The organism is Desulfonispora thiosulfatigenes DSM 11270, from assembly GCF_900176035.1.
Lineage (GTDB): Bacteria > Bacillota > Peptococcia > Peptococcales > Desulfonisporaceae > Desulfonispora > Desulfonispora thiosulfatigenes.
This window is the reverse complement of record NZ_FWWT01000008.1, coordinates 24,401-45,749: the sequence shown is the minus strand read 5'-3', so window position 1 is coordinate 45,749 and position 21,349 is coordinate 24,401. Positions and strand designations below refer to the sequence as shown.

Sequence of the window (21,349 nt, the reverse complement as noted above, 5' to 3'; positions counted from 1 at the left end):
CTGTTTTTCATTCTTCCATTTTCTTATGCCCACCTAATGTTTTGGAATGAGTTCCTTCCATTATATATAGTTTTCCTAATGATGCTTCAAAATGATTTGCAAGTTCTTTGAGCCACAAGGGTTTCAAGGTTAGGAAGATTTTTGATATTTGAGGTTGCTTTTCGTCAGATGAATGGAGCAACAACAGCTCAAAGTAAATCAATGGAGAAATTATCATCAGGTCTTCGTATTAACAAAGCAGGAGATGATGCAGCAGGTCTTGCAATTTCTGAAAAAATGCGTGGCCAGATTCGTGGATTAAACCAAGCGAGTGCTAACGCTCAAGATGGTATTTCTATGGTTCAAACTGCTGAAGGTGCATTGAATGAAACTCACAGTATTCTACAAAGAGTGCGTGAACTTGCAGATCAATCAGCTAATGGTACTAACACTGCTGAAGATCGTAAAGCTATTCAAGATGAAGTTAAACAATTAAAGGAAGAAATTGATCGTATTGGTAATACTACTGAGTTTAACACTCAGAAGCTACTTAATGGTAACCTTCAGTCTTCAGGTGCTACTATTGGTACTAATAGTACTACAAGTGCTGTAGTGGGTAAACTTGAAGCCGGTAAAATGACTGCTGCACAAGCTCTTGCTGCAGATCTCTCATCTACCACTTTTCAAAAGGATACTTTTAATATTGATGGACACTCAATTGAAGTTAATTGGGATACTTTATTAACAACTGAACAAAAGGATAAAATTAAAGCAATTGGGGCTGGATCTAATATCTCGCAACTGAGTTCTGTGAAAGATCTAATTACCAGTAAAATAAATGAGGCAATTGATCAATACAATGCTCAAAATCCAGCTGGAGCAACAGTGCAGCATGTAGAAGGTTATTTGGATAGTGCTACAGCTGCTACTGCAAAATTGGTAATCAAAAGTGGAACAGAAGGTACTGACTCTGTTGTAGCTCTTACGACTAAAGGTGCTGCTACCAGTGTTGGTGCATTAATTATGTCTGATACTGCTGGTGATGTGACTGCAGATGCTTCAACAAATACTGGTACCAATAAGTTTAATGGATCCACAGTTTCTAGCGGTGCTACTTTTGAAATGGATTTAAATGGTGTTAAAATGAAAGTAGCAACTGGTTCTGATATTGAAAATAATACTACAACTATGGATGCTGCAGCAACTGCCCTACAAACAGCAATTAAAACTGCGGTAGATAGTTATAACACATTGCAAGGTAAGTCTGCTGGAGAAGAGGGTTATGTAGAGCAAGTTAAAGTTAATGCAACTAAAGATGGTAGATTTGAAATCACAAGTGAAAGTGGAACTGTAACGTTTAAAGATTATGAAGGAAAAACATCTGTTAAAGATCTAGGTTTGACACAAGCTCAAACTGATGCTAGTGGTAATGGTGGTATGACCTTCCAAATTGGTGCTAATAAAGGGCAAACTATTACTTTTGGTATTAATGATATGAGAACATCAGCTTTAGGTATTTCAGGTGTAGATGCGTCAACTCAATCTGGTGCATCGTTAGCATTAGAATCTATTGACAAAGCTATCAAAAATGTTTCTGCTGAACGTTCCAAGTTAGGTGCTATTCAAAACCGTTTAGAACATACTATCAACAACTTAGGAACATCTTCTGAAAACTTAACAGCTGCAGAATCTCGTGTACGTGACGTAGATATGGCTAAAGAAATCATGGAAAGTACTAAGAATGGTATCTTAGCTCAAGCTGCTCAAGCTATGATGGCTCAAGCAAATAGCATGCCTCAAGGAATATTACAACTCTTAAGGTAGTTATTTACAGGGTCCCTTAAGGGGTAACCTTTAAGTGCAAATCGGGTGAATTGCTGGAACTTCCTTAGAGCTAACCTCCCTACAACGTAACCTGAAAAGGTAAGCGTGAAAGGTTAAAAAGAGGTAGATTGGATAATCAGCAGCCGAGCTCCTGTTCCGAAAGGATGGAGAAGGTTCAACGACTAGGATGTACCACCTAAAGCAATAGGCTATGGTGATGAGATCCGTAGGGGTAAGAGGTTCCCCGAAGTACCCGACAATCATTAGTACTCAAAGAAAGAAAATGGTTGAAGATATAGTCTGGCAGTTATCGAAAGATAATTGACGATCCGCAAGCAAATCAACAACCTCAAGGAGTATTACAATTACTTCGTTAATCTTAAACTATTTAGAGGAGGCTCTAGCCATGCTAGGGTCTCTTTTCCTATTTAGAAATGTAAATAAAGCAAAGTAAAACATATATTATTACCTTGATATTAAAAATCAAGGAGTGAATGAAATGAGTAAAACAAAGCTAAGTGTAGTCCAAATCCTAGATTCAGATGACTATGATACAGTAGTAACCTATGGTCTTGACCATGGTAACTTTGAAGGAGTAATCCAAGTAGATATCCCTTCTGAAAACAGCTGGCTAGAGGATGAAACAGAACCATTCTTAGTATTCTACAACGGCAAACAACCTGCCCCAGGTATTCAGCTAAAAACCATAGCAGAAGGTTTAAAAGCAGATAGAGAAGAAAATCTCCAAGGAAAAAATAATCCTTCAATAGAACCCCCACATAATGAATACCTAGTAGTAGAAATCACTAATCCAGACAGTTTTTCCTTGTGTGCTGACCTAGGCATGAAACACGCAAACGAGTACTCGAGATGTCTCTACTATCTAGATGACCAAGTATACCCAGACCGCCATTTCATCATCTTCTACAACGGCTGGAACAGCCATCCAGATATCTAGCGGCAGGATGAACTAGTACAGAAGAAAAAGCAGGAACAGCAGTAGCAATAGTAGCTGCTATTGAAGTAGCAGGAGCCACTAGTTTAGGGAAAATAGCTGGGCTATTTTTGTGATTGAAAAATACATGAAAAACCTAGAGCAAGTATTTGCTAGAGCAGCACCTGCTGGCTGAAAAATAGTGACCATTCTCGTTGAAAAATAATGCTGAAAGAGAATCAAGTATAGCTTTTCATTCAAGCCAACAAACCTACCAAAAATGAAGCAGGAAAACTCACTGCATAATCTAAATTCTACAACTAGTCCTATCACTTTTTTGATTCACACCTAAAATTGACCCTAAAATATCGTCAGTACCAAAAGTAGCGACATCCCACAGGAAAAACTACCATGCAAAACTATACGAAACATCTGCAACAAATCCCTTTGCCACTAGTGTTGATACTGACGGTAAAAACGGATGAAAGGGGGTAGGGAAGGTTTTCTAAGAAAGCTATCCTGCATATAATGGCATACTAGGAAGGATTGTTGTATAATATAAGTAGGTAGGTGACAAAAGTGAAAATACAAAACTCCCATGATAAAATTTTCAAGGAAACCTTTTCCGATGTCAAAGTGACAAAGGATTTTATAAATAATTACTTGCCAGAGAGCATTATAAATATTATAGATACAAATACCCTAATACCCCTAAAAGATAGTTTTATAGATAAGAACCTTAATGAATACTTTTCAGATTTATTATTTGGGGTAAAAATAAATGAAAGACTAGGATATATTTACTTTTTATTTGAACATAAGAGTTATACAAGTAAAAATATAGCCTTTCAACTACTAAAGTATATGGTAGAAATTTGGGAAGCAAAAATTACAAAAGAACATACTAATGAGCTACCAATAATAATACCTTTAGTAATATATCATGGAAAAAATAAATGGCAGATAAGAACAACCTTAGGAGAAATGATTGAAGGATATGAAGAACTTCCAGAAGAAATAAAGGAATTTATACCTAATTATAAATATCTTCTATATGATGTATCTAAATATAAAGATGAAGATATCAAAGGAATAGCCCAGCTTAAAATAATACTTACAATATTTAGGGATATATTTATTAAAGATAAAGAAGGGCTAAAAGAAACAATAACACTAGCTGCTAAATATCTTAGAGAACTAGAAGATAGGCAAACAGGAATAGAATATTTTGAAACATTTTTAAAGTATGTGTTTAATGTAGGAGAAAGTTTAGATGAAGAAGACCTTAAAAATATAGCTGAAGAAATAGAAAGAATCTATCCTGAAGGGAGAGAGCTAATTATGACTACCGCTGAAAGGTTAAGAAAAGAAGGAAGAAAAGAAGAACGCAAAAACGTGGCAAGAAAACTCCTAATTAAAGGTATGCCAGTTGCTGAAATCATTGATATTACAGGTTTAACTAAAGAAGAGATTGAAAAGCTAAAAAGAGAATAAGGTGAATTTATTTATTAAGCTGTTCATTATTTAATATGAGCAGCTTTCTTGATATAAATCTTAACTAAGTAGAAAATAGTTTAATGATAAAAGATAGGTCTAGTATATATAGATTATTAAGAAAATTCAGGCACCTTAAATATGGATGATAAAAATTATAAGTGGTATAATAGTATTAAGAAAGCAAAAAGGCGTGACTAAAATGTTAGATAGGGAAACAAAAAATAAATCACAAGACAAATCAAAACATGAATTTAAAGAAAATATACCAGAAAAATCAAAAGAGAATGATAGCTCTAGGGTTAAATTAGATGAAATCTTAAAATCTTTATTTGGGGTTTCTAAAAAAGTATTAATTCAAATGATGAATAGCTTATTTAAAGAAAATTTTGATGTAAATATGACCGATGTAACCTTTGAAAATAATGAATTTATTTCAGATGAATATGATATTATCAGGGGCGATTTATTCCTAAAACTCTCGTCACAGGGCGGCAAGCCTTATCATTATCATATTGAATTACAAACCACAAATGATAACTCTATGATAATTAGAATGTTTGAGTATGGCTTTAAAAAGGCTAAAGAAGTTGCAAAATATAATAATGACGCAGAAACTGTTATTTATATTCCACGACAATTAGTAATTTTTATCGAGCAAAATTCTAATATTAAAGATGAACTAAAAATGAGGTTAATATTCCCAGATGGGCAAGATATTAGATACACAGTTCCTGTGATGAAATACTGGGAATATGATGCTAGAACTTTAATTAACGAAAAAATGTATCCGCTGTTGCCCTTACAAGTATTTAAGCTAAGGTATAAGATGGAGTCCTTAAGAAAAAGAGACGAAAATAAAAATAATAAGACTAATTTAAGAAAAGCCGTTTTAGAAGCAAAAAGAGAAGCCGAACATATCGCCCTAGAAGCAAAAAAATTATATGAAAAAGACGAAATTAATGGCGATGACCTACATAAAGTATTATTAGCAGTAGGGAATTTATTTGAATATTTAAATGATAAATACGGAGAAGATAAAAAATTAGTAGAGGAGGTTTTTTCTATGACTAGAACACTGTATGATCCAGTTGTAGCCGAAAAAGCACTTGCTAGAGGAGAATTAAAAGGAAGAAAAGAAGGAAGAAAAGAAGGAATAAAAGAAGGAAGAAAAGAAGAACGCAAAAATGTAGCCAGAAACCTTCTTTTATTAGGAATTGAGATAGATAAGATTGTGGAAGCCACAAAGTTATCTAAAGAAGAAATAAAAAAACTGGAAAAAGAATAAGTTAGGGTCTACTGTAGATTCAACCAGGTAAGTTGTTCAGTTCGTGTTAGATATCACAGAAGCCCAGAATAATGATGAATTCTTGTAAGGAACTCCTAATCTCCTAAGTAGAGGTTGGAGTATTTTTTTTATGCAAGCTCTATGTTTGTCGTCAGTACTGTAAGTACAATCATTTTGACGTTATTACCTGTACTGACGATAGAAAAGGTTCAAAAAGGGGTTCAAGCAGAAAAAATTAGAAAATGAAAAAAAATAGATGAAAAGAAATGTCTAGCTACTTATTTTCCTTGTATTTACCGTCAGTACTAGCAGTTGCGACAACAAAGATGAAATGAGTACCGATCAACCCTAAATTGAAGAAATTGTTGGTGCTGTCAACACATTGTAGGGGAGGAATAGAAGTGGCAAAAGTAGAACCATTAGAACCTATCTATGATGATAAGGTCAAAAAGATTTTGCAATTGCTTGGGGAAGGTTTTTCTAGAGAAGAAGTAGCCGAGCAATTTCGGTACTCAACCTATCGTTCTATGGATGGATATATGAACCGCAAGAATTTTCTTTGGGACAAAACTAGAGGAACCTATGTGCCAGCAGATGTTCTCAATGCACCGCTTGAAACTATAGTGAGTTTTCAATCAGACAGAGTTCGAAGGGTAGTCATGGAACTGAACAAGGAAGGGGCTGATCCCAAGGAGACCGCTCTCAAGGTGGGTTTTGAAAACCATATTGAAATGGCACGCTATATGAAATCAAAAGGTTTTGAATGGTCACAGGAAGCAGGGAACTATATTTCTGCTTCCCCACCAACACCTAAAGTTGCTGAAAGTGCTGCTACTGTTAGTATTGACGGTGCGCAGGAGAGTTCTCTGCCCACTGAAAATGATGGACTAGAAAAATATTTGCCATTGTTAGAATGGCTAGCTACAAACAAAGAAGCCCTCCAAAGTGTGTGTTTACCGTCAGTACTGGCAATACTGTCAGGGCAGATACCTCGCTTTACCCTCAAAGGAACATTTGTGACCAAATCAGTTCATATGACCAATCCCCTAGACCAAATGGTTAGAGACTTTAGCAAGGAAAAGAATATCAACCAAAGGGAAATCTTTGAAGTAGCGTTGATAGAGTTTTTCCAAAAGTATGGGTACGAACGAGAAACCCATGCCTTGTTAGAAACAAATGCCTAGCAAAGGCAGTTCTAATGGGAGAAATGATGAATAGGTTCTAATAATTTCCTATGAACACCTGTTTTTCATTCTTCCATTTTCTTATGCCCACCTAATGCTCAAAGCAAATCAATGGAGAAATTATCTTCAGGTCTAAGAATTAACAAAGCAGGAGATGACGCAGCAGGTCTTGCAATCTCTGAAAAAATGCGTGGTCAGATTCGTGGTTTAGATCAAGCAGCCAAAAACTCTCAAGATGGTATTTCTATGATTCAAACGGCTGAGGGTGCTCTAAATGAAACACACAGCATTTTACAACTAGCTGACCAGGCAGCCAATGATACTAACGTAACAGTTGACCGTGAAGAAATCCAAAAAGAAATGAATCAGCTAACATCAGAAATTAACCGTATTGGGAATACCACTGAGTTTAATACCCAAAAACTTTTAGCTGGTGATGGTAAAGCAAACTTAGCAGAAACAGGAAAGGCTAAAAATGCTAACTTAACTGGTGGTAAAGTAACAACTACTGAAGCTACTCAAACTGCAACTCTAACTGCAGCTGCTACAAATGGGCAAACAGCAGCTCTAAAAGAAGTAATGGCAAAGAATAATATATTAAAAGGGAACTTTAGTGTTAGTAATGCAGCAGGGGCAATAACTGTAGCAGCAACAGCAACAGGCTTATTTAAAGGACTGAAGGTAATATCGCAGTTTCTGGTGGTACGATTGCTGGAGCAAATACAGGAACAGCTTCCGTAGGTGTAACTACAAAAGCAAAAGCAGTTGCAGATGATGTAGTTGACTTTACTGGAGTTACAACTGCAGCACGAACTAGTACAGAAGAAAAAGCAGGAGCAACTATTTGTCTAGAGCACCAACTGGCTGAAAAATAGTGACCATTCTCGCTGAAAAATAATTCAGAAAAAGAGCAAAATCCAGCTTTCTAATGATGCCAACAAACCTACAAGAAATGAATTAGAAAAACTCACTGAATAATCTAAATTCTACAGACAGTTGAACCTATTTGAGTTCACACCTAAATTTGACCCCTAAATATCGTCAGTACCAAAAGTAGCGACAGCTACAAAGAATACTTAGTAGGAAAAAACTATAGCGTGAACACCATCAACTGAAGAAGTAGAACGCTTGCTCTTTTTTCTAGAAAATAGACAAAGAGTTAGCCAAAGAGATAGAGCAGCCATTGTCCTTCTACTCTATACAGGTCTAAGAGTAAGTGAACTTGTAAATCTAAAAACTAAAGATATAGATTTTCTAACAGCAGCTACAGTAAAATCAGTAGAACTTTTCACCAGTGGATTCATGCTAGGTATTACAGCCTATACAACAGTAAAGCAAGAAAACAAATAACCTCAATCTCTAAGTCAAGGGATTGCTTTTTTGGTACTCTAATAGATTAGCAAAAATATCACCTACAAAATTGAGGAAATTAACAATGGAAGAACGCATTGCATCCAATCTTATGATGGATGATGTATAACATCTTAATGAAAATAGACTCTGCCGGAAATATAAAACCTGATAAAGAAAGTTTTACTGAGAAGGCAGATTGTGTTGTTGTAACAATTATGGCAATGGATAGAGCAATATGAATTTGTTTAAGGGTAAATTAGGGGTTTACAAACAAAAGTTAGTTATGATATATTAATGTTAGAAAATAAGTATCGGAGGTAAAGAGGGTGAAAATTGATATTAATAGAATTGTAAGCATTAATGAATTAGAAAATAATTTTAGTGAGTTTTGTTCTAAATTGAAATCTGAAAATGAAGTATATATTTTTCAAGACAATAAACCTACTCATGTAATCATGACTATCGAACATTATCAGAATTTACTAGAAGGCGCTAGCAGTGAATCCAATGAAGCAAATGACGATAGTATTGAAAAATTACTAAATAAAATTGGTAAAAGGATATTTGTTGATTATTACTACATCTTTAAAGAAGATAATAACCCAGAAGAGCAACTGCCAAGTGGAGATAATGGTTTCTCATTAAACTCTAGGAGAAGTAGAAGTTCAAGTGCAAGGAAAATTTTTAGAGAGGATCTTGAAATAGATGCATTAGAGAATATAGTACAATCTTCTAGATTAGATGATATAACCCTCACTAAAGCAAGAAAAATTCTATCTCAAGAAACTAGCAATGAGTCACTTGTAGTAGGAGCGAACTTAGAGGAAGACGAAAAAGGACACAATTTAAAAATAGGAAAATTGGCTAGAACGTTTATTACTAAGTTTTTGAATGAAAATGTTATCTCTAAATATGAACTAGAAAAAATGGAAACTGCAGAATATTCGAAAGAAGTATTTAACCTTAATTTTGAGATTCTGAAGCTTGTAGATAGGCAAGTTGATATTGATAAGCAAAAACGAGATAGTAAAGGGTATAATCGATATTACGATTTAATATTGCATACAGATGGTGGAGAATACTTTCTTTGTTCACAATGGGTTGAAAATCTTCATAGAGAAGCTTTTGAAACTTGGCTTGTTTATAAATTATTAAGGTTATTGACTGTAAGGGTAAATGGGATAAGTGCGAATAAAGAATTTACAGTTAAGTCAGTACTGAATGATTGTTGGATATATGTGCCTTTCAAAGTAAGACAAAGCCTCGGACGTAAATTTATATCGGAAATCAGAAAAAGTAGAGTTGCAAATGTTATTGAGGTAGACAGGGTAGTAAATAATTCCCAAGTATACAAGAAAATGGAGGAATAATTGTATGAAAAGAAAAGTAACCAATGATATTTTAACTTTCCTTAGTGGATCAAATAAAAGTACAACGGAAATCGAAAACTATGGGTTATCTAAAGGATATACCCAAGAACAAGTCTTGGGTGGAATCGGACATCTGCGTAGTAAAAGAATGCTTAAAATTGTAAGGGATATTTATAATCCTATCACTCTGAGGAAAGAGCATATTTTCAACTTAAAATAAAAATTATCATGAAGTTTAAGTAAGGATATTTTTTTAGATGCATTTCTTGAATGTCTAAATAAAAATAATCATATATTATAATAGCGACAACAAACTTAGTCCAAAATGAGAAGGTTGGGACTATTAGTAACGAAAAACCTTATCAATTATTGTTAAATATATCCGAAAAAATAAGAAGTAAACAAAGGGCAAATAAAGATGAAATGGATGAAGTTATATTACGAATGTGTTCCGTTAAGCCTTTAACGCAAATCACCCCCTTCAATCATATAAGAAAGTTTAAGTAACTTCGGTACTAACAAAAGTTATTGTATTTTGCCAGCCTTTAAAAAAAGTATGTAGATTAAAATAGCTTTCTATGATAAAATCTGAACTGCTCCCTGTCAAGTAGACAGTAGAATAAATAAAAATCTCCGACACCAATCATTTAATTATGATCGGTGTCATTTGCTATGCAGCTGAATTATTAAGATGTTATCTATATTTCAATGGCGTCATACAGTTTAATCTCTTTTGATATCTATGGTTTATGTTTGCTATTGCAATTTAAGCAAACAAAAAAAGAAATAATCCAATTAATAATCAAGAGTCATATACTAATAAAAGCCCTAGGGGATTTTATTTTAGGTGACCATGAAATGATCGAGGTTAGATCTTTTAAAGATATCTTAGTAAAAACATATAGGACTCTTACACAATTATTATTAGGAAAATTCAGACATCTTAAACTGGATGATAAAAATTAAAAGTGGTATAATAATATTAAGTAATAAAAACTGAAAAGTAAATTTAACTTAATTTAACATAAGATAAGAAAAATAGACTAAAGGCGTGACTAATGTGGTAAACAAATAACAAAAAATAAAGCACAACACAAATCAAAACATAAATTAAAAGAAAATACACCAGAATAATCAAAAGAAAATGATAGCTCTATGGTAATTAGAATGTTTGAGTATGGCTTTAAAAATGCGTCTAATATTTCCAAATAGACAAAATATTAAATACACAGTTCCCGTGATGAAATAATGGGAATATGATGCAAAATACTTAATTGAAGAAAAGATGTACACTCTATTGCCCTTACAAGTATTTAAGCTAAGATATAAAATGGAGCAAATTAGAAATAGGAATTGAGATAGATAAAATTATCGAAGCAACAAAATTATCTAAAGAAGAAATTGAAAAGTTAAAAAGAGAATAATTTAGGGTATTTTTGTGCTTCAATGCAAAAACTAGTACTAGAATAAAAATAGGATAACCAAAATAGAAGTTTTCCTGGAATAATTCATACGCTTTTCTTGGTCACTATCTAGAGGCTATTGTTCCTGTAGTGGTCTAGGTCCTATTGACAAAAGTAGTTAAGAAGTCTATAAATAAAGTGCAAGACAGTTTATTATACTTGTAGAAAGTAAATATGATGTTAGCTTTATTTGTACTATCTCATTTAAAGATTATTTAGACTAAGAAAAGGAAATAAGGAGGTATTACCATGGATATAGCGGCTTTATCTATGATAAAAAGTCAGGCTCAGTTACAGCAAGATGTAGGGGTTGCAATGATGAAAAAGGTTATGAATACGGCTGAACAAAGGAGCAATTTTATTAATGAAATGTTAGGTTCTTCTTCCAAATCACCTCAAGCAAATTTACCCCATATGGGTAATAATATAGATAAGTATGTTTAAGCTGTTCAGTGTGAGCAGTTTTTTTATTTAATTTCAAACTTTTATGTTAGAATTAAGAAAAGGGTATTGAAAGGAAAATCAATATGAAAGAGGACATTTTACAAAAACTAAAGTATTTTATTAAGGAAATAGATCAAGAATATAAAATTAAATTGGCTTATTTATTTGGTTCTTTTGCGCGGGGAGAAGAAAATGACCAAAGTGATAGTGATATTGCTATTTGCTTTATGGAGGAATACTCTTCTTTTGATGATGTAATGATTAGGGGAGATTTGATTGAAAGAGGTAAGGAAACTTTAAAAAGAAAAGTGGATATATTAAATCTAGATAAAGCCCCTATCAGTTTAAAATATATAGTTGTACAGCAGGGAATAATTCTAAAAGACAATAATGAAAGAGCTACTTTTGAATCTTTAGTTTTAAGAGAATATTTTGATTTTGCTTATTATGCAGAAAAATACAATGCAGCTATCTTGGAAAGTATTAAAAATGATGAGTACTTTGGAGGAAATAATGGTTAATAATCTAAAAGATATTAGAAAATTTATAAAGGTTATCTCGGGATATATATAAATAAAATAAGCCATGCTCTTAATTTTAAACTAACAAGAGCATGGCTTTTAATATTTATTTTACCACTAAAACAGGAGCTGCCACTCGTTTTACTACTTTATGGCTGACACTTCCTAAGACCATTTCTTGGAGTAAGTTAAGGCCACGACTACCGATCACGACGAGATCAAATTCATTATCATTAGCGTACTGTACTATGGTTGGGCCTGGATCACCCGGCAATATTTTTATTTCATGCGTTAAATTATTAGCTTTTAATTCTTCTATTATGGGAAGGAGCTTTTTTTTGCGTGACTGTTCTAATTCTTCTTTTCCTAGGGAATGTAGGACTTCGTTTTTAGATTTAGAAAAATCAGCGACAAAGATAACTTCAATCATACATTTATGGAGTAAGGAAGCTATTTTTACTGCTTCCCTAGTTGCTCGTAAGGAGTTTTCTGATCCATCAACTGCTAATAAAATATTTTCGTACATTTGATCACCTCTTCAAGTAGATTAATGTGGCATTAAGTTTGTATTTAAATTCTGATAGATGGCAAGTTTATCGACGATCTTTTTACTTGCGGAATTTAGCCCTTTGATGGTTACTTTATTATTATTTTCCCTATAGTTCATTACTGCTTTATCGACAGCTCCTACTGCACTATCATCCCAGATATGTGCTTTGGAGAAATCGATGATAATATTTCTATTCTGTACATTAAAGTCAAAGGATTCTACAAAATCTTCTACCGAGGCAAAAAATAATTGACCTTCTAATTCAAAGATTGTATTTTCACCCGTTTGATGTTCTTTTACTTTAATTTTAGAAATCTTAGCCACAAAGAAAATCGTACTTAAGATAACTCCGGCAATGACGCCTTTAGATAAATCATGTGTAGCTACGATAATAATGACTGTTACGAGCATTACAGCAGCATCGCTTTTAGGTGCCTTTTTTAAATAACTAAATGATGACCAGTCAAATGTACCAATTGATACCATAATCATAATCCCAACAAGTACAGGCATAGGGATTTGGACTACTAAATCGCCTAAAACTATTATTAAAAACATTAAAAATAATCCTGCCACTAATGTAGATAATCTGCCTCGTCCTCCAGATTTAACATTAATCACTGATTGACCGATCATAGCACAACCTGCCATACCCCCAAAAAATCCAGCAACTATATTTGCAATTCCTTGACCTCTAGCTTCTTTATTTTTATCACTGTCTGTGCCTGTCATATCATCGACAATTGAAGATGTGAGCAATGTTTCTAATAAACCAACGATAGCTAAGGCAAAGGAATAAGGAAAAATAATAGCTAATGTTTCAAAGTTAAAGGGAATACTTGGAACAAGAAATTCGGGTAATGTTCTAGTGATCGCTCCAAGATCGCCTACGGTTCTTAAATCTATATTTGCATAAAGTGTAACTGATGTTAAGGCAATTATAGCAATTAAGGGAGCAGGGACTGATTTTGTAAGTCTAGGTAAGAGATAAACGATAAATAGGGTAATTGCCACAAAAATATAGGTCATGTTTGAAATGCCTAAAAAGTGAGGAACTTGCGCCATGAAAATTAAAATAGCAAGTGCATTAACAAAGCCAATCATAACTGCACGTGGAATAAATTTCATTACCTTTGCAATTTTAAAAACGCCAAACAATATTTGGATAATTCCAGTAAGAACTGTTGCGGCTAATAAATAATTAAGTCCATGCTCTTTAACGAGCGGAACCATTAATAATGCCATTGCCCCTGTTGCAGCTGAAATCATTCCAGGACGTCCGCCCACAAAGGAGATAACCACAGCAATACAAAAAGAAGCATATAATCCGATCATAGGATCGACCCCCGCAATAATTGAAAAAGCAATTGCTTCTGGAATTAAGGCTAAAGCAACTACGATTCCCGCGAGGACATCTGCTCTGACATTTGAAAACCATTCTTGTTTAATTTTTTTTATCAATTTTTTTTACACCTCATCTATATTATTTTTTTGCTCATTTTTAAAACAGCCGAATTTGACTCACACAATTTTACATTCTATCACCTTTTGGAGTAAAAGAAAACAGTTTCTGTTAAATTCACCTAATAATTGTGTTATGATAAAAGAAAAGCAACTTGAAGATATTTGCGGAGGTTAACATGAAAAAAGTTCAAAAATTAGCCGTTGCACTTAAATATACTGAGAATGATAGTGCCCCAACTGTCGTTGCTTCAGGTAAAGGAGCTATTGCTGAGACAATTTTAAAAAGGGCACAAGAAGAAAATATCCCTGCTTATGAAGATGAAAATTTAGCCAAAGTTTTAACTTCAGTAGAGATCGGAACTGAAATTCCACCAGAACTTTATCAAGCTGTAGCAGGAGTAATCGCTTTTGTCTGGGGATTAGATAAGAAATATGGCAAGGAGAAAAAATAATGAAGGTAACAGGTATTCAGATTCCAGCATCTGGGGTAAGTAAATTACAGCAAAGCATCTCTTTAAATGAAGGAAAAATAATAAAAGCTGAGGTTATGCATGTTAAAGGAGAGCAGATTAAATTAAAGTTAGGAAAGACTATTATAGATGCTAAGACAAAGGTAGCCCTGCAACAAGGAGACAATTTAAAGCTATTAGTTGAATCGATGAAAGATAATATTATTAAGCTCAAAATTATACCTCAAGGTGAAACGATTAAACCTGAATCTATTTTACTGTCCCGGATGGGCCTAACCCCTAGTGAGAGGCTAGAGTCGATGGTAGGGGAACTATTAAAATTCAAAATGCCTGTAAGTGGGCAAATTTTAGGGGAACTCACAGGGTTTACTAAGCTCCATGATATACCAAAGGAAACCTTACCTTTACTAATGTGGTTAAAAAGTAGTGGCATAGAGGTGCAGTCCAAACAGGATGTGGAAGCATTACTTCATTTACAACGCTTTTTTACAGAAATCCTTTCAGAAGGTGAGGAAAATAAGTTTTTTAACTTTTTAAATAAAACGGAAAGTATGGTTTTAGGAGGTCATAACATTTATGGCTGGCCTTTAGGCGAAAATAGGATCTACTTATTAACTAATAATTCTAAAAATGAAAAGCTTGATCCGAATAATTGCTCAATAGTAGTAAAAACTGTTTCTGAGTATTTTGAGGGCTTATGGTTTAAAATTAATTATCAAAATAATTCTTTAGATGTTATAATTCATTGCGATAATGAAAAAAGAAAAAAAATACTTTCAGGGGAAATTAATTTACTAGAAGAAAATCTAAGTCAATTAGGTTACAATATTAAGAATATACAAATTGAAACCAAAAGTATAAATTCTATATTTGATGTGATTACAAATTCCAAAAAAGAAATAACAGGTGTCAATTATAAAGTTTGAATTGATTAGTCAAAAAATAACTAATTTATTTGGTAATAATAGCTATCTAAACTAGTTTTAACAGAAAAATTTTGGTAGAATGAAGTACATATTTATTTTAAGTAACCTGAAACGGAAAACTAGTTATAATGGTAACGCAGGAGGTTTTTATGTGACTGTTTTTAATAATCGTACTTTATTGTTTTTAGAAAAAGGATTACAAGGTAGTATGGTAAAACAGAAGGCTGTTGCCCAGAACATGGCAAATTTCAATACGCCAGGGTATAATAGTGCTAAAGTTAATTTTAAGGAACAATTACAAAGTGCATTAGGTAGTAGTAAGAAGATTGCCTTAGCGGCTACAAAAGAGGGTCATATTACAAATAGAGCACCTTTAAACAAGATTAATCCCCAGATAGTCAAAATGACAAATACTCAGATAAATACTGATGGTAATAATGTTGACATTGATCAAGAGATGGCGCAAATGGCTGAAAACTTAATTTATCAAAATACAGCCATAAATCAGTTAAATTCTCGCATAGGGATTTTGAAAAATGTAATTTCGGAGGGAAGATAGGAGATTATGAGTTTATTTCAAAGCATGAATATAAGTTCTAAGGGGCTTGCAGCTGAAAGAGTGAGATTAGACTTAGTTTCTGAAAATATTGCGAATATTAATACAACCAGGACTGCTTCAGGAGGTCCATATAAAAGAAAAGTAGCAATTTTTAAGGAAAGTTTAGATAAAGCTTTAGCTTATAAAGGTAATAATTATCAGGGTAAAGGAGTAGAAGTAGATCGCATAGCAGTAGATAATACCCCTCCTTTAATGGTTTATGATCCTAAGCACCCTGATGCAAATGCAGAGGGCTATGTTGCTAAGCCTAATATTAATTTAGCAAATGAAATGGTTGATTTAATTTCAGCATCCAGAGCTTATGAGGCTAATGTCACCGTGTTAAATACAACAAAAAGTATAGCCATGAAAACATTAAGTATTGGTAGAAGATAGTAAGTATTTTTTATTATTAGCTTTAATATGTTTATGGCTATTTTTAAATTAATTCGATCGTGAGGAGTTATGTAAATGAAAATATCTTTGTTAAATCCGCAACCGTTAGTATTACCAAATAGTATAAAAAATACAGAAAAAGATGAGAAAAATGACAAGCCATCCTTTGGGAATATTTTACAACAAAACTTAGACAAAGTAAACAATATCCAAAAAGAAGCGGACAAAATTACAGAAAGTTTTTTAGCAGGAGAGCCAGTTGAACTTCATGATGTTATGCTTAGCATGGAAAAGGCTGATCTAGCGATGCAATTAACTGTGCAAGTTAGAAATAAATTAGTACAATCTTACAAAGAAATCTCGCAAATGCAAATATAGAATATTACTTATTCGAATATTAAGAAGTTTTTAAACGGGTATTTTAATATTTTTTTGCAATAATAGGAGTTTGATAATGAATAAATTGCTTAAAAATTTAACTGATAGATGGGCTAAGTTATCAAAAACACAAAAGTCTGCTGTAGCTGTGATGGGAATTAGTTTGATTTTAGCTTCTATTTTCTTTTACAGTTGGATGATAAAAATTAATTATTCACCTTTAGTTTCTAATATGCAGGTTGAAAGTGCAGGAAAGATAGCAGAAAAGCTCAAGGAAATGAATGTTCCTTACAAATTAGCTGATGAAGGAAAGACGATTATGGTTCCTGAGGAAAAGGTCTATGATTTGCGTTTACAATTAGCTAGTGATGGAGTTTTTACTAGTGAAGGAATGGGCTTTGAATTATTTGATAATAGTCCTCTAGGAACAACAGATTTTGAAAGACAACTTAATAAACAAAGAGCATTGCAAGAAGAATTGCGCAGAACTATCATTCAATTAGATGCGGTAGACCAAGCGAGAGTTCACCTAGTTATTCCTGAAAAAAGTGTTTTTATTGATGAACAAGGTCAATCAACGGCTAGTATATTTTTAAAGTTAAAGCCGATGAAGTCATTAGAACCAGCACAGATAAAAGGTATCGTCGAATTAGTTGCAAGATCTGTGGAAAATTTAGACCCGAAGAATGTTTCGGTTATTGATACAAAAGGGCAAGTTTTAAGCGATGGTATTAATAGTGAAAGTGCAGGTCTTAGCGCTTTACAATTAAAGCAACAAGAATTAAAAAAGGCATTTGAAAAGGATTTAGAAAAAAGAATCCAAAATTTACTTGAAAGAATGTTTGGTGCAGGTAAAGTTTTAACGATGATTTCTGCTGACCTAGACTTTAATCAAAGAGAAGTGACAAGTGTAGATTGGGGCGAAAATGTTATCAGAAGTGAACAATTACTGGAAAATGATGGCGCATCCTCTAGTGGGAATGCAGGACTTGTCGGAGAAAATAATCGTTTAACAGATACTGAATTAGGGGATAGTTATCCGGGTTTAGATGGCTCAGGGGCTTCTTCTAGTAATAGTAGTGAATCTATAAAAAATTATGAAATAGATAAAATTGAAGAAAAGATAAAATATTCTCCAGGAGAAATAAAAAACTTATCCATTGCTGTTACTGTTGATGGTAGATTGTCACAAGGTAATAGGGCGGAAATTGAGGAAATTGTCGCTGCAGCTGCTGGGTTTAACCCCGAACGTGGAGATAAAATTTCAGTACTTAGTATGGAATTTGATAATAGTCTGTTAGAAGAAAACAAAAAGGAAATGGAAAAATTAGCAGCCGAGGCACAAAAACAAGAAAATATTAATACAATAATATCATGGGTAATAAAAGGTTTAGGAGCTTTAGCCGTACTTATTTTTGTAATTTTATTTATGCGTTCGCGTAAGTCAAAACCTAAAAAACAGCAAGTGGCAATAACACAACCTACTCCAATTGCGCAAGTAGAAGAAGAGATAAGTAAAGAACAACAAGATCAAAAGATTATTGCAAATAAAAGTATGCAGCAACAAAAAAAGGCGCAAAAAATTGTGCAAGAAAATACCAAAGAAGCAGTGCAAGTTATTAATACCTGGCTTTCAGAAGATTAGAGGTGAAATAAATGGCGCGGGAAGCAAAAAAATTATCTGGGACTAAAAAGGCAGCGATATTTTTAATATCAATGGGACCAGAATATTCAGCTAAGATTCTAAAAAACTTTAAAGAAGCTGAAATAGAAAAAATAAGTAGCGAAATAGCAAATACTACGACAGTTGATTCTGAACTGAAAAATAGCATTATTGAGGAATTTCTTCAATTAAATGATGCCCAGAACTATATAGCTAGTGGTGGAATTAAATATGCTAGAGAGCTACTAGAGTCAACTCTAGGTCCACAAAAAGCAAGTGAAATTATCAAAAAGTTGACTCATAGCTCCCAAATAAGGCCATTTTCAGCACTAAAGAAAACAGACCCAGAGCAATTGTTTAATTTTATCAGCAAAGAGCATCCGCAAACCATTGCTTTAATTTTATCTTATGTCGAACCAGATAAATCAGCTGTGATCCTTAATTTAATGCCTGAAAAAATGCAAAGCGAAATAGCCAGAAGAATAGCCACGATGGATCGTACTTCTCCGGAAATTATAAAAGAAGTAGAGGCTATTTTAGAAAAAAAACTATCTTCAGTAGTGACTCAAGATTTTACATCAGCTGGTGGAATCGAGACGCTGGTAGATATTTTAAATAGTGTTGATAGAGGTACTGAAAAAAGCATTTTGGAGGATTTAGAACAAGAAGATGTTAATTTAGCTGAAGAAATTAAGAAAAGAATGTTTATCTTTGAAGATATTATTACGCTCGATGATACGGCTATTAGGAGAGTTTTACGTGAAGTCGATTTCAAAGACCTTGCTTATGCTCTTAAAGGTTCGAGTGAAGAAGTTGCAGAGAGAATCTATAAAAACTTATCTACAAGAGCAGCAGATATGCTGAAAGAAGATATCGAATTACTAGGACCAGTTAGAATTAGAGAAGTTGAAACTTCTCAACAGAAAATTGTGCAGGTAATTAGAAAGTTAGATGAAACAGGAGAAATAATTATTTCAAGGGGTGGCGAAGATGCCATTGTCGTCTAAGGTAATTAAAAGTGTAGATAATTCTTTAGAAGGATTTTCTATTAAAACTAAAACTATAGCCGGGCAAAATCAAAACAACGAAGGCAATGCAGAATCAGAATACGCAATATTAAAAGATGCCAAAAAGCAAGCAGCTTTCATTTTAGAAAAAGCTCATGAAGAAATTAGCGCTTTAAAAGAAAATTCATATCAAGAAATCGAAAACTTAAAAAATGAGGCTTATGAGGCAGCTTATGAACAAGGCTATAACGAAGGTTTTGCTAAAGGGCAGGAAGATGCTTGGCAAAAGGTACAGGAAGAAACGACAGGCATCTATGATGCAGCCAAAAGTGTGCTAAGAGAGGCGCGACAGATTGAAAAGGAGATTTATCAAGAAACTGAGCAAGAAATTATCGAACTTTGCATAGAAATGACGGAAAAGTTAGTTTCTAGGCAAATAGATGTAAATTCAGAAACGATTATTGATATCGTGAAGGAAGCGTGCCAACAAAAAATAGAAGCCAAACAATTTGTGATTTATGCAAATCCTAGTGAGGTTGAAATAATCAGGGAAAATAAAGAAAGAATTGCCTCAGAACTAGATTCAACTGCTAAAATACAAATAATAGCTGATAATAGTATCGAACCAGGTGGTTGTTATTTGGAAAATGAAGAGGGATATGTTGATGCTACTTTACAAAAAAGGCTTGAGAACCTTGGTTTTGCAATTAGAAGTGAGGCCGTATGAGTATAGTGAATTTGCAAAAATATATCCCTCGTATCCGTAGTTTAGATTTATATGATTTTATCGGCAAGGTAACAAAAGTAGTAGGATTAACTATTGAAGTAAGTGGAATCAAGCCCTCTGTAGGTGAACTTTGCTTTATTGAGGTAACGGGTAAAGAAAAAAAACTTTTAGCCGAAGTGGTCGGGTTTAAAGAAAAATCTTCCCTTTTAATGCCACTTGGTGAAATAGGTGGAATTTACCCAGGATGTAAGGTCTACGCAAGTGGACAGACTCATACAATTAATGTAGGGCCTGAACTTTTAGGAAAGGTCATGGATAGTACGGGTCGTTTTTTAGAAGAAGATGATATAGCCTTATCGGGTGGTAATTATCCGATTGAAAATGAGCCTCCAAATCCTTTAAAGAGAAAACCTATTGAAGAGATTTTAGAAACAGGCGTAAAGGTCATTGATGGTTTATTAACTTGTGGTGTAGGTCAGAGAATGGGCATTTTTGCCGGAAGTGGCGTAGGTAAAAGTACTTTACTGGGAATGATAGCACGAAATAGTTCAGCTGATGTCAATGTGATTGGGTTAATTGGGGAACGTGGCAGAGAGGTGTTAGAATTCATTAGAAATGATTTAGGACAAGAAGGTATAGCACGTTCTGTTGTGATTGTCTCTACTTCTGATGAGCCTGCCCTTTTAAGAGTAAAGGGTGCATTAGTAGCCACGGCCGTAGCAGAATACTTTAGAGACTCGGGTAAAAATGTTTTACTCATGATGGATTCAGTTACTCGTTTTGCAATGGCACAAAGAGAAATTGGTTTGGCAATAGGGGAACCCCCTACTACTAGAGGTTATACTCCCTCAGTTTTTGCCATGTTACCGAGACTTTTAGAACGCGCAGGTAATTCTGACAAAGGTACGATCACAGGTTTATACACTGTTTTAGTTGATGGTGATGATATGAACGAGCCTGTAGCTGATGCTGTAAGGGGTATCTTAGATGGACATATAGTTCTTTCTAGGGATTTAGCCTCCCAAAATCATTTTCCCGCAATCGATGTTTTACAAAGCGTAAGTAGGTTAATGTCTAGTATTACAGATAAAGAACAACAAGAACTAGCGTCGAAATTAAGAAACCATCTAGCAGTTTATAAGCGTAACGAAGACTTAATTAATATTGGAGCATATTCACTCGGTTCTAATCCTCAGGTAGACGCAGCCATAAAAATACAACCTATTATTACTGAATTTTTAAAGCAAATGATGAATGAAAAATATACATATGAGGATATGCTAGCTAATTTTCATAATGTTATGAGAAATGAGTGA

At 33.7% G+C, this 21,349-nt stretch carries 22 protein-coding genes and 2 pseudogenes; 22 read left to right on the top strand and 2 right to left on the bottom strand.

The genetic code is table 11. The features are described from left to right. Positions 1–168: 168 nt before the first annotated feature. The 13 genes and pseudogenes from B8965_RS12885 to mntA all read left to right on the top strand — a co-directional run bounded on the left by B8965_RS12885 (position 169) and on the right by mntA (position 11,854). Complete coding sequence (locus tag B8965_RS12885) at positions 169–1,803, top strand: flagellin N-terminal helical domain-containing protein (protein WP_084052345.1); 1,635 nt, start codon at positions 169–171, stop codon at positions 1,801–1,803. 499 nt (positions 1,804–2,302) lie between these two features. After that, positions 2,303–2,761 (top strand): hypothetical protein, encoded by a 459-nt coding sequence (locus B8965_RS02000; RefSeq protein ID WP_084052199.1) that lies wholly within the window; start codon positions 2,303–2,305, stop codon positions 2,759–2,761. Between the two features lie 555 nt (positions 2,762–3,316). Further along, positions 3,317–4,231: an Rpn family recombination-promoting nuclease/putative transposase gene (locus tag B8965_RS01995; protein WP_084052198.1), complete on the top strand. Its 915-nt coding sequence runs from the start codon at positions 3,317–3,319 to the stop codon at positions 4,229–4,231. 145 nt (positions 4,232–4,376) lie between these two features. Continuing rightward, on the top strand, positions 4,377–5,519 hold the full coding sequence (locus B8965_RS01990) for an Rpn family recombination-promoting nuclease/putative transposase (protein WP_143334195.1): 1,143 nt from the start codon (positions 4,377–4,379) through the stop codon (positions 5,517–5,519). A 401-nt stretch (positions 5,520–5,920) separates the two neighbouring features. Next, a complete protein-coding gene (locus B8965_RS01985) occupies positions 5,921–6,703 on the top strand; it encodes a hypothetical protein (RefSeq protein ID WP_084052196.1) in 783 nt (260 codons plus the stop codon). Between the two features lie 75 nt (positions 6,704–6,778). Beyond that, positions 6,779–7,147: pseudogene (locus tag B8965_RS01980) on the top strand (flagellin N-terminal helical domain-containing protein); the annotation flags it as partial. A 681-nt stretch (positions 7,148–7,828) separates the two neighbouring features. Then, positions 7,829–8,053 (top strand): annotated as a pseudogene (locus tag B8965_RS01975) (tyrosine-type recombinase/integrase); the annotation flags it as partial. A gap of 137 nt (positions 8,054–8,190) precedes the next feature. Continuing rightward, the gene (locus B8965_RS13095; RefSeq protein ID WP_242941908.1) at positions 8,191–8,295 is read left to right on the top strand and encodes a phage terminase family protein; all 105 of its coding nucleotides are present in this window, start codon (positions 8,191–8,193) and stop codon (positions 8,293–8,295) included. Between the two features lie 87 nt (positions 8,296–8,382). Next, positions 8,383–9,426 (top strand): type II toxin-antitoxin system Phd/YefM family antitoxin, encoded by a 1,044-nt coding sequence (locus B8965_RS01970; protein WP_084052194.1) that lies wholly within the window; start codon positions 8,383–8,385, stop codon positions 9,424–9,426. Between the two features lie 4 nt (positions 9,427–9,430). Further along, on the top strand, positions 9,431–9,646 hold the full coding sequence (locus B8965_RS01965) for a hypothetical protein (RefSeq protein WP_084052193.1): 216 nt from the start codon (positions 9,431–9,433) through the stop codon (positions 9,644–9,646). Positions 9,647–10,134: 488 nt separating this feature from the next. Beyond that, entirely contained in the window at positions 10,135–10,392 is a 258-nt protein-coding gene (locus B8965_RS01960; RefSeq protein ID WP_084052192.1) for a hypothetical protein, read from the top strand. Between the two features lie 746 nt (positions 10,393–11,138). Next, on the top strand, positions 11,139–11,333 hold the full coding sequence (locus tag B8965_RS01955) for a YjfB family protein (protein WP_084052191.1): 195 nt from the start codon (positions 11,139–11,141) through the stop codon (positions 11,331–11,333). Positions 11,334–11,416: 83 nt separating this feature from the next. Then, a complete protein-coding gene (mntA, locus tag B8965_RS01950) occupies positions 11,417–11,854 on the top strand; it encodes a type VII toxin-antitoxin system MntA family adenylyltransferase antitoxin (RefSeq protein WP_084052190.1) in 438 nt (145 codons plus the stop codon). 106 nt (positions 11,855–11,960) lie between these two features. Here mntA and B8965_RS01945 read toward each other — a convergent pair whose 3' ends face one another. Both B8965_RS01945 and B8965_RS01940 read right to left on the bottom strand, forming a co-directional pair. Beyond that, complete coding sequence (locus B8965_RS01945) at positions 11,961–12,380, bottom strand: universal stress protein (RefSeq protein WP_084052189.1); 420 nt, start codon at positions 12,378–12,380, stop codon at positions 11,961–11,963. Positions 12,381–12,401: 21 nt separating this feature from the next. After that, positions 12,402–13,865 carry a SulP family inorganic anion transporter gene (locus tag B8965_RS01940; protein WP_084052188.1) on the bottom strand — a complete coding sequence of 488 codons (1,464 nt, stop codon included), beginning with the start codon at positions 13,863–13,865 and terminating at the stop codon, positions 12,402–12,404. 179 nt (positions 13,866–14,044) lie between these two features. Between B8965_RS01940 and B8965_RS01935 the strand changes: the two genes are divergently transcribed. The 9 genes from B8965_RS01935 (at position 14,045) to fliI (ending at position 21,349) form a co-directional block, all read left to right on the top strand. After that, entirely contained in the window at positions 14,045–14,320 is a 276-nt protein-coding gene (locus tag B8965_RS01935) for an EscU/YscU/HrcU family type III secretion system export apparatus switch protein (RefSeq protein WP_084052187.1), read from the top strand. After that, positions 14,320–15,264 carry a hypothetical protein gene (locus tag B8965_RS01930; protein ID WP_084052186.1) on the top strand — a complete coding sequence of 315 codons (945 nt, stop codon included), beginning with the start codon at positions 14,320–14,322 and terminating at the stop codon, positions 15,262–15,264. The genes B8965_RS01935 and B8965_RS01930 overlap by 1 nt, the downstream gene beginning before the upstream one ends. A 151-nt stretch (positions 15,265–15,415) precedes the next feature. Next, positions 15,416–15,823: a flagellar basal body rod protein FlgB gene (gene flgB / locus B8965_RS01925; RefSeq protein ID WP_159446244.1), complete on the top strand. Its 408-nt coding sequence runs from the start codon at positions 15,416–15,418 to the stop codon at positions 15,821–15,823. A gap of 6 nt (positions 15,824–15,829) precedes the next feature. Then, positions 15,830–16,258: a flagellar basal body rod protein FlgC gene (gene flgC, locus B8965_RS01920; RefSeq protein ID WP_084052184.1), complete on the top strand. Its 429-nt coding sequence runs from the start codon at positions 15,830–15,832 to the stop codon at positions 16,256–16,258. 75 nt (positions 16,259–16,333) lie between these two features. Next, positions 16,334–16,636, top strand: coding sequence for a flagellar hook-basal body complex protein FliE (gene fliE / locus B8965_RS01915; protein WP_084052183.1), 303 nt, complete (start codon positions 16,334–16,336; stop codon positions 16,634–16,636). A 76-nt stretch (positions 16,637–16,712) separates the two neighbouring features. Continuing rightward, the gene (gene fliF / locus B8965_RS01910) at positions 16,713–18,281 is read left to right on the top strand and encodes a flagellar basal-body MS-ring/collar protein FliF (protein ID WP_084052182.1); all 1,569 of its coding nucleotides are present in this window, start codon (positions 16,713–16,715) and stop codon (positions 18,279–18,281) included. Between the two features lie 11 nt (positions 18,282–18,292). Further along, positions 18,293–19,306 (top strand): flagellar motor switch protein FliG, encoded by a 1,014-nt coding sequence (gene fliG / locus B8965_RS01905; protein ID WP_084052181.1) that lies wholly within the window; start codon positions 18,293–18,295, stop codon positions 19,304–19,306. Continuing rightward, complete coding sequence (locus B8965_RS01900) at positions 19,296–20,033, top strand: FliH/SctL family protein (protein WP_207651161.1); 738 nt, start codon at positions 19,296–19,298, stop codon at positions 20,031–20,033. The genes fliG and B8965_RS01900 overlap by 11 nt, the downstream gene beginning before the upstream one ends. Further along, complete coding sequence (fliI, locus tag B8965_RS01895) at positions 20,030–21,349, top strand: flagellar protein export ATPase FliI (protein ID WP_084052179.1); 1,320 nt, start codon at positions 20,030–20,032, stop codon at positions 21,347–21,349. Before B8965_RS01900 ends, fliI begins: the two co-directional genes overlap by 4 nt.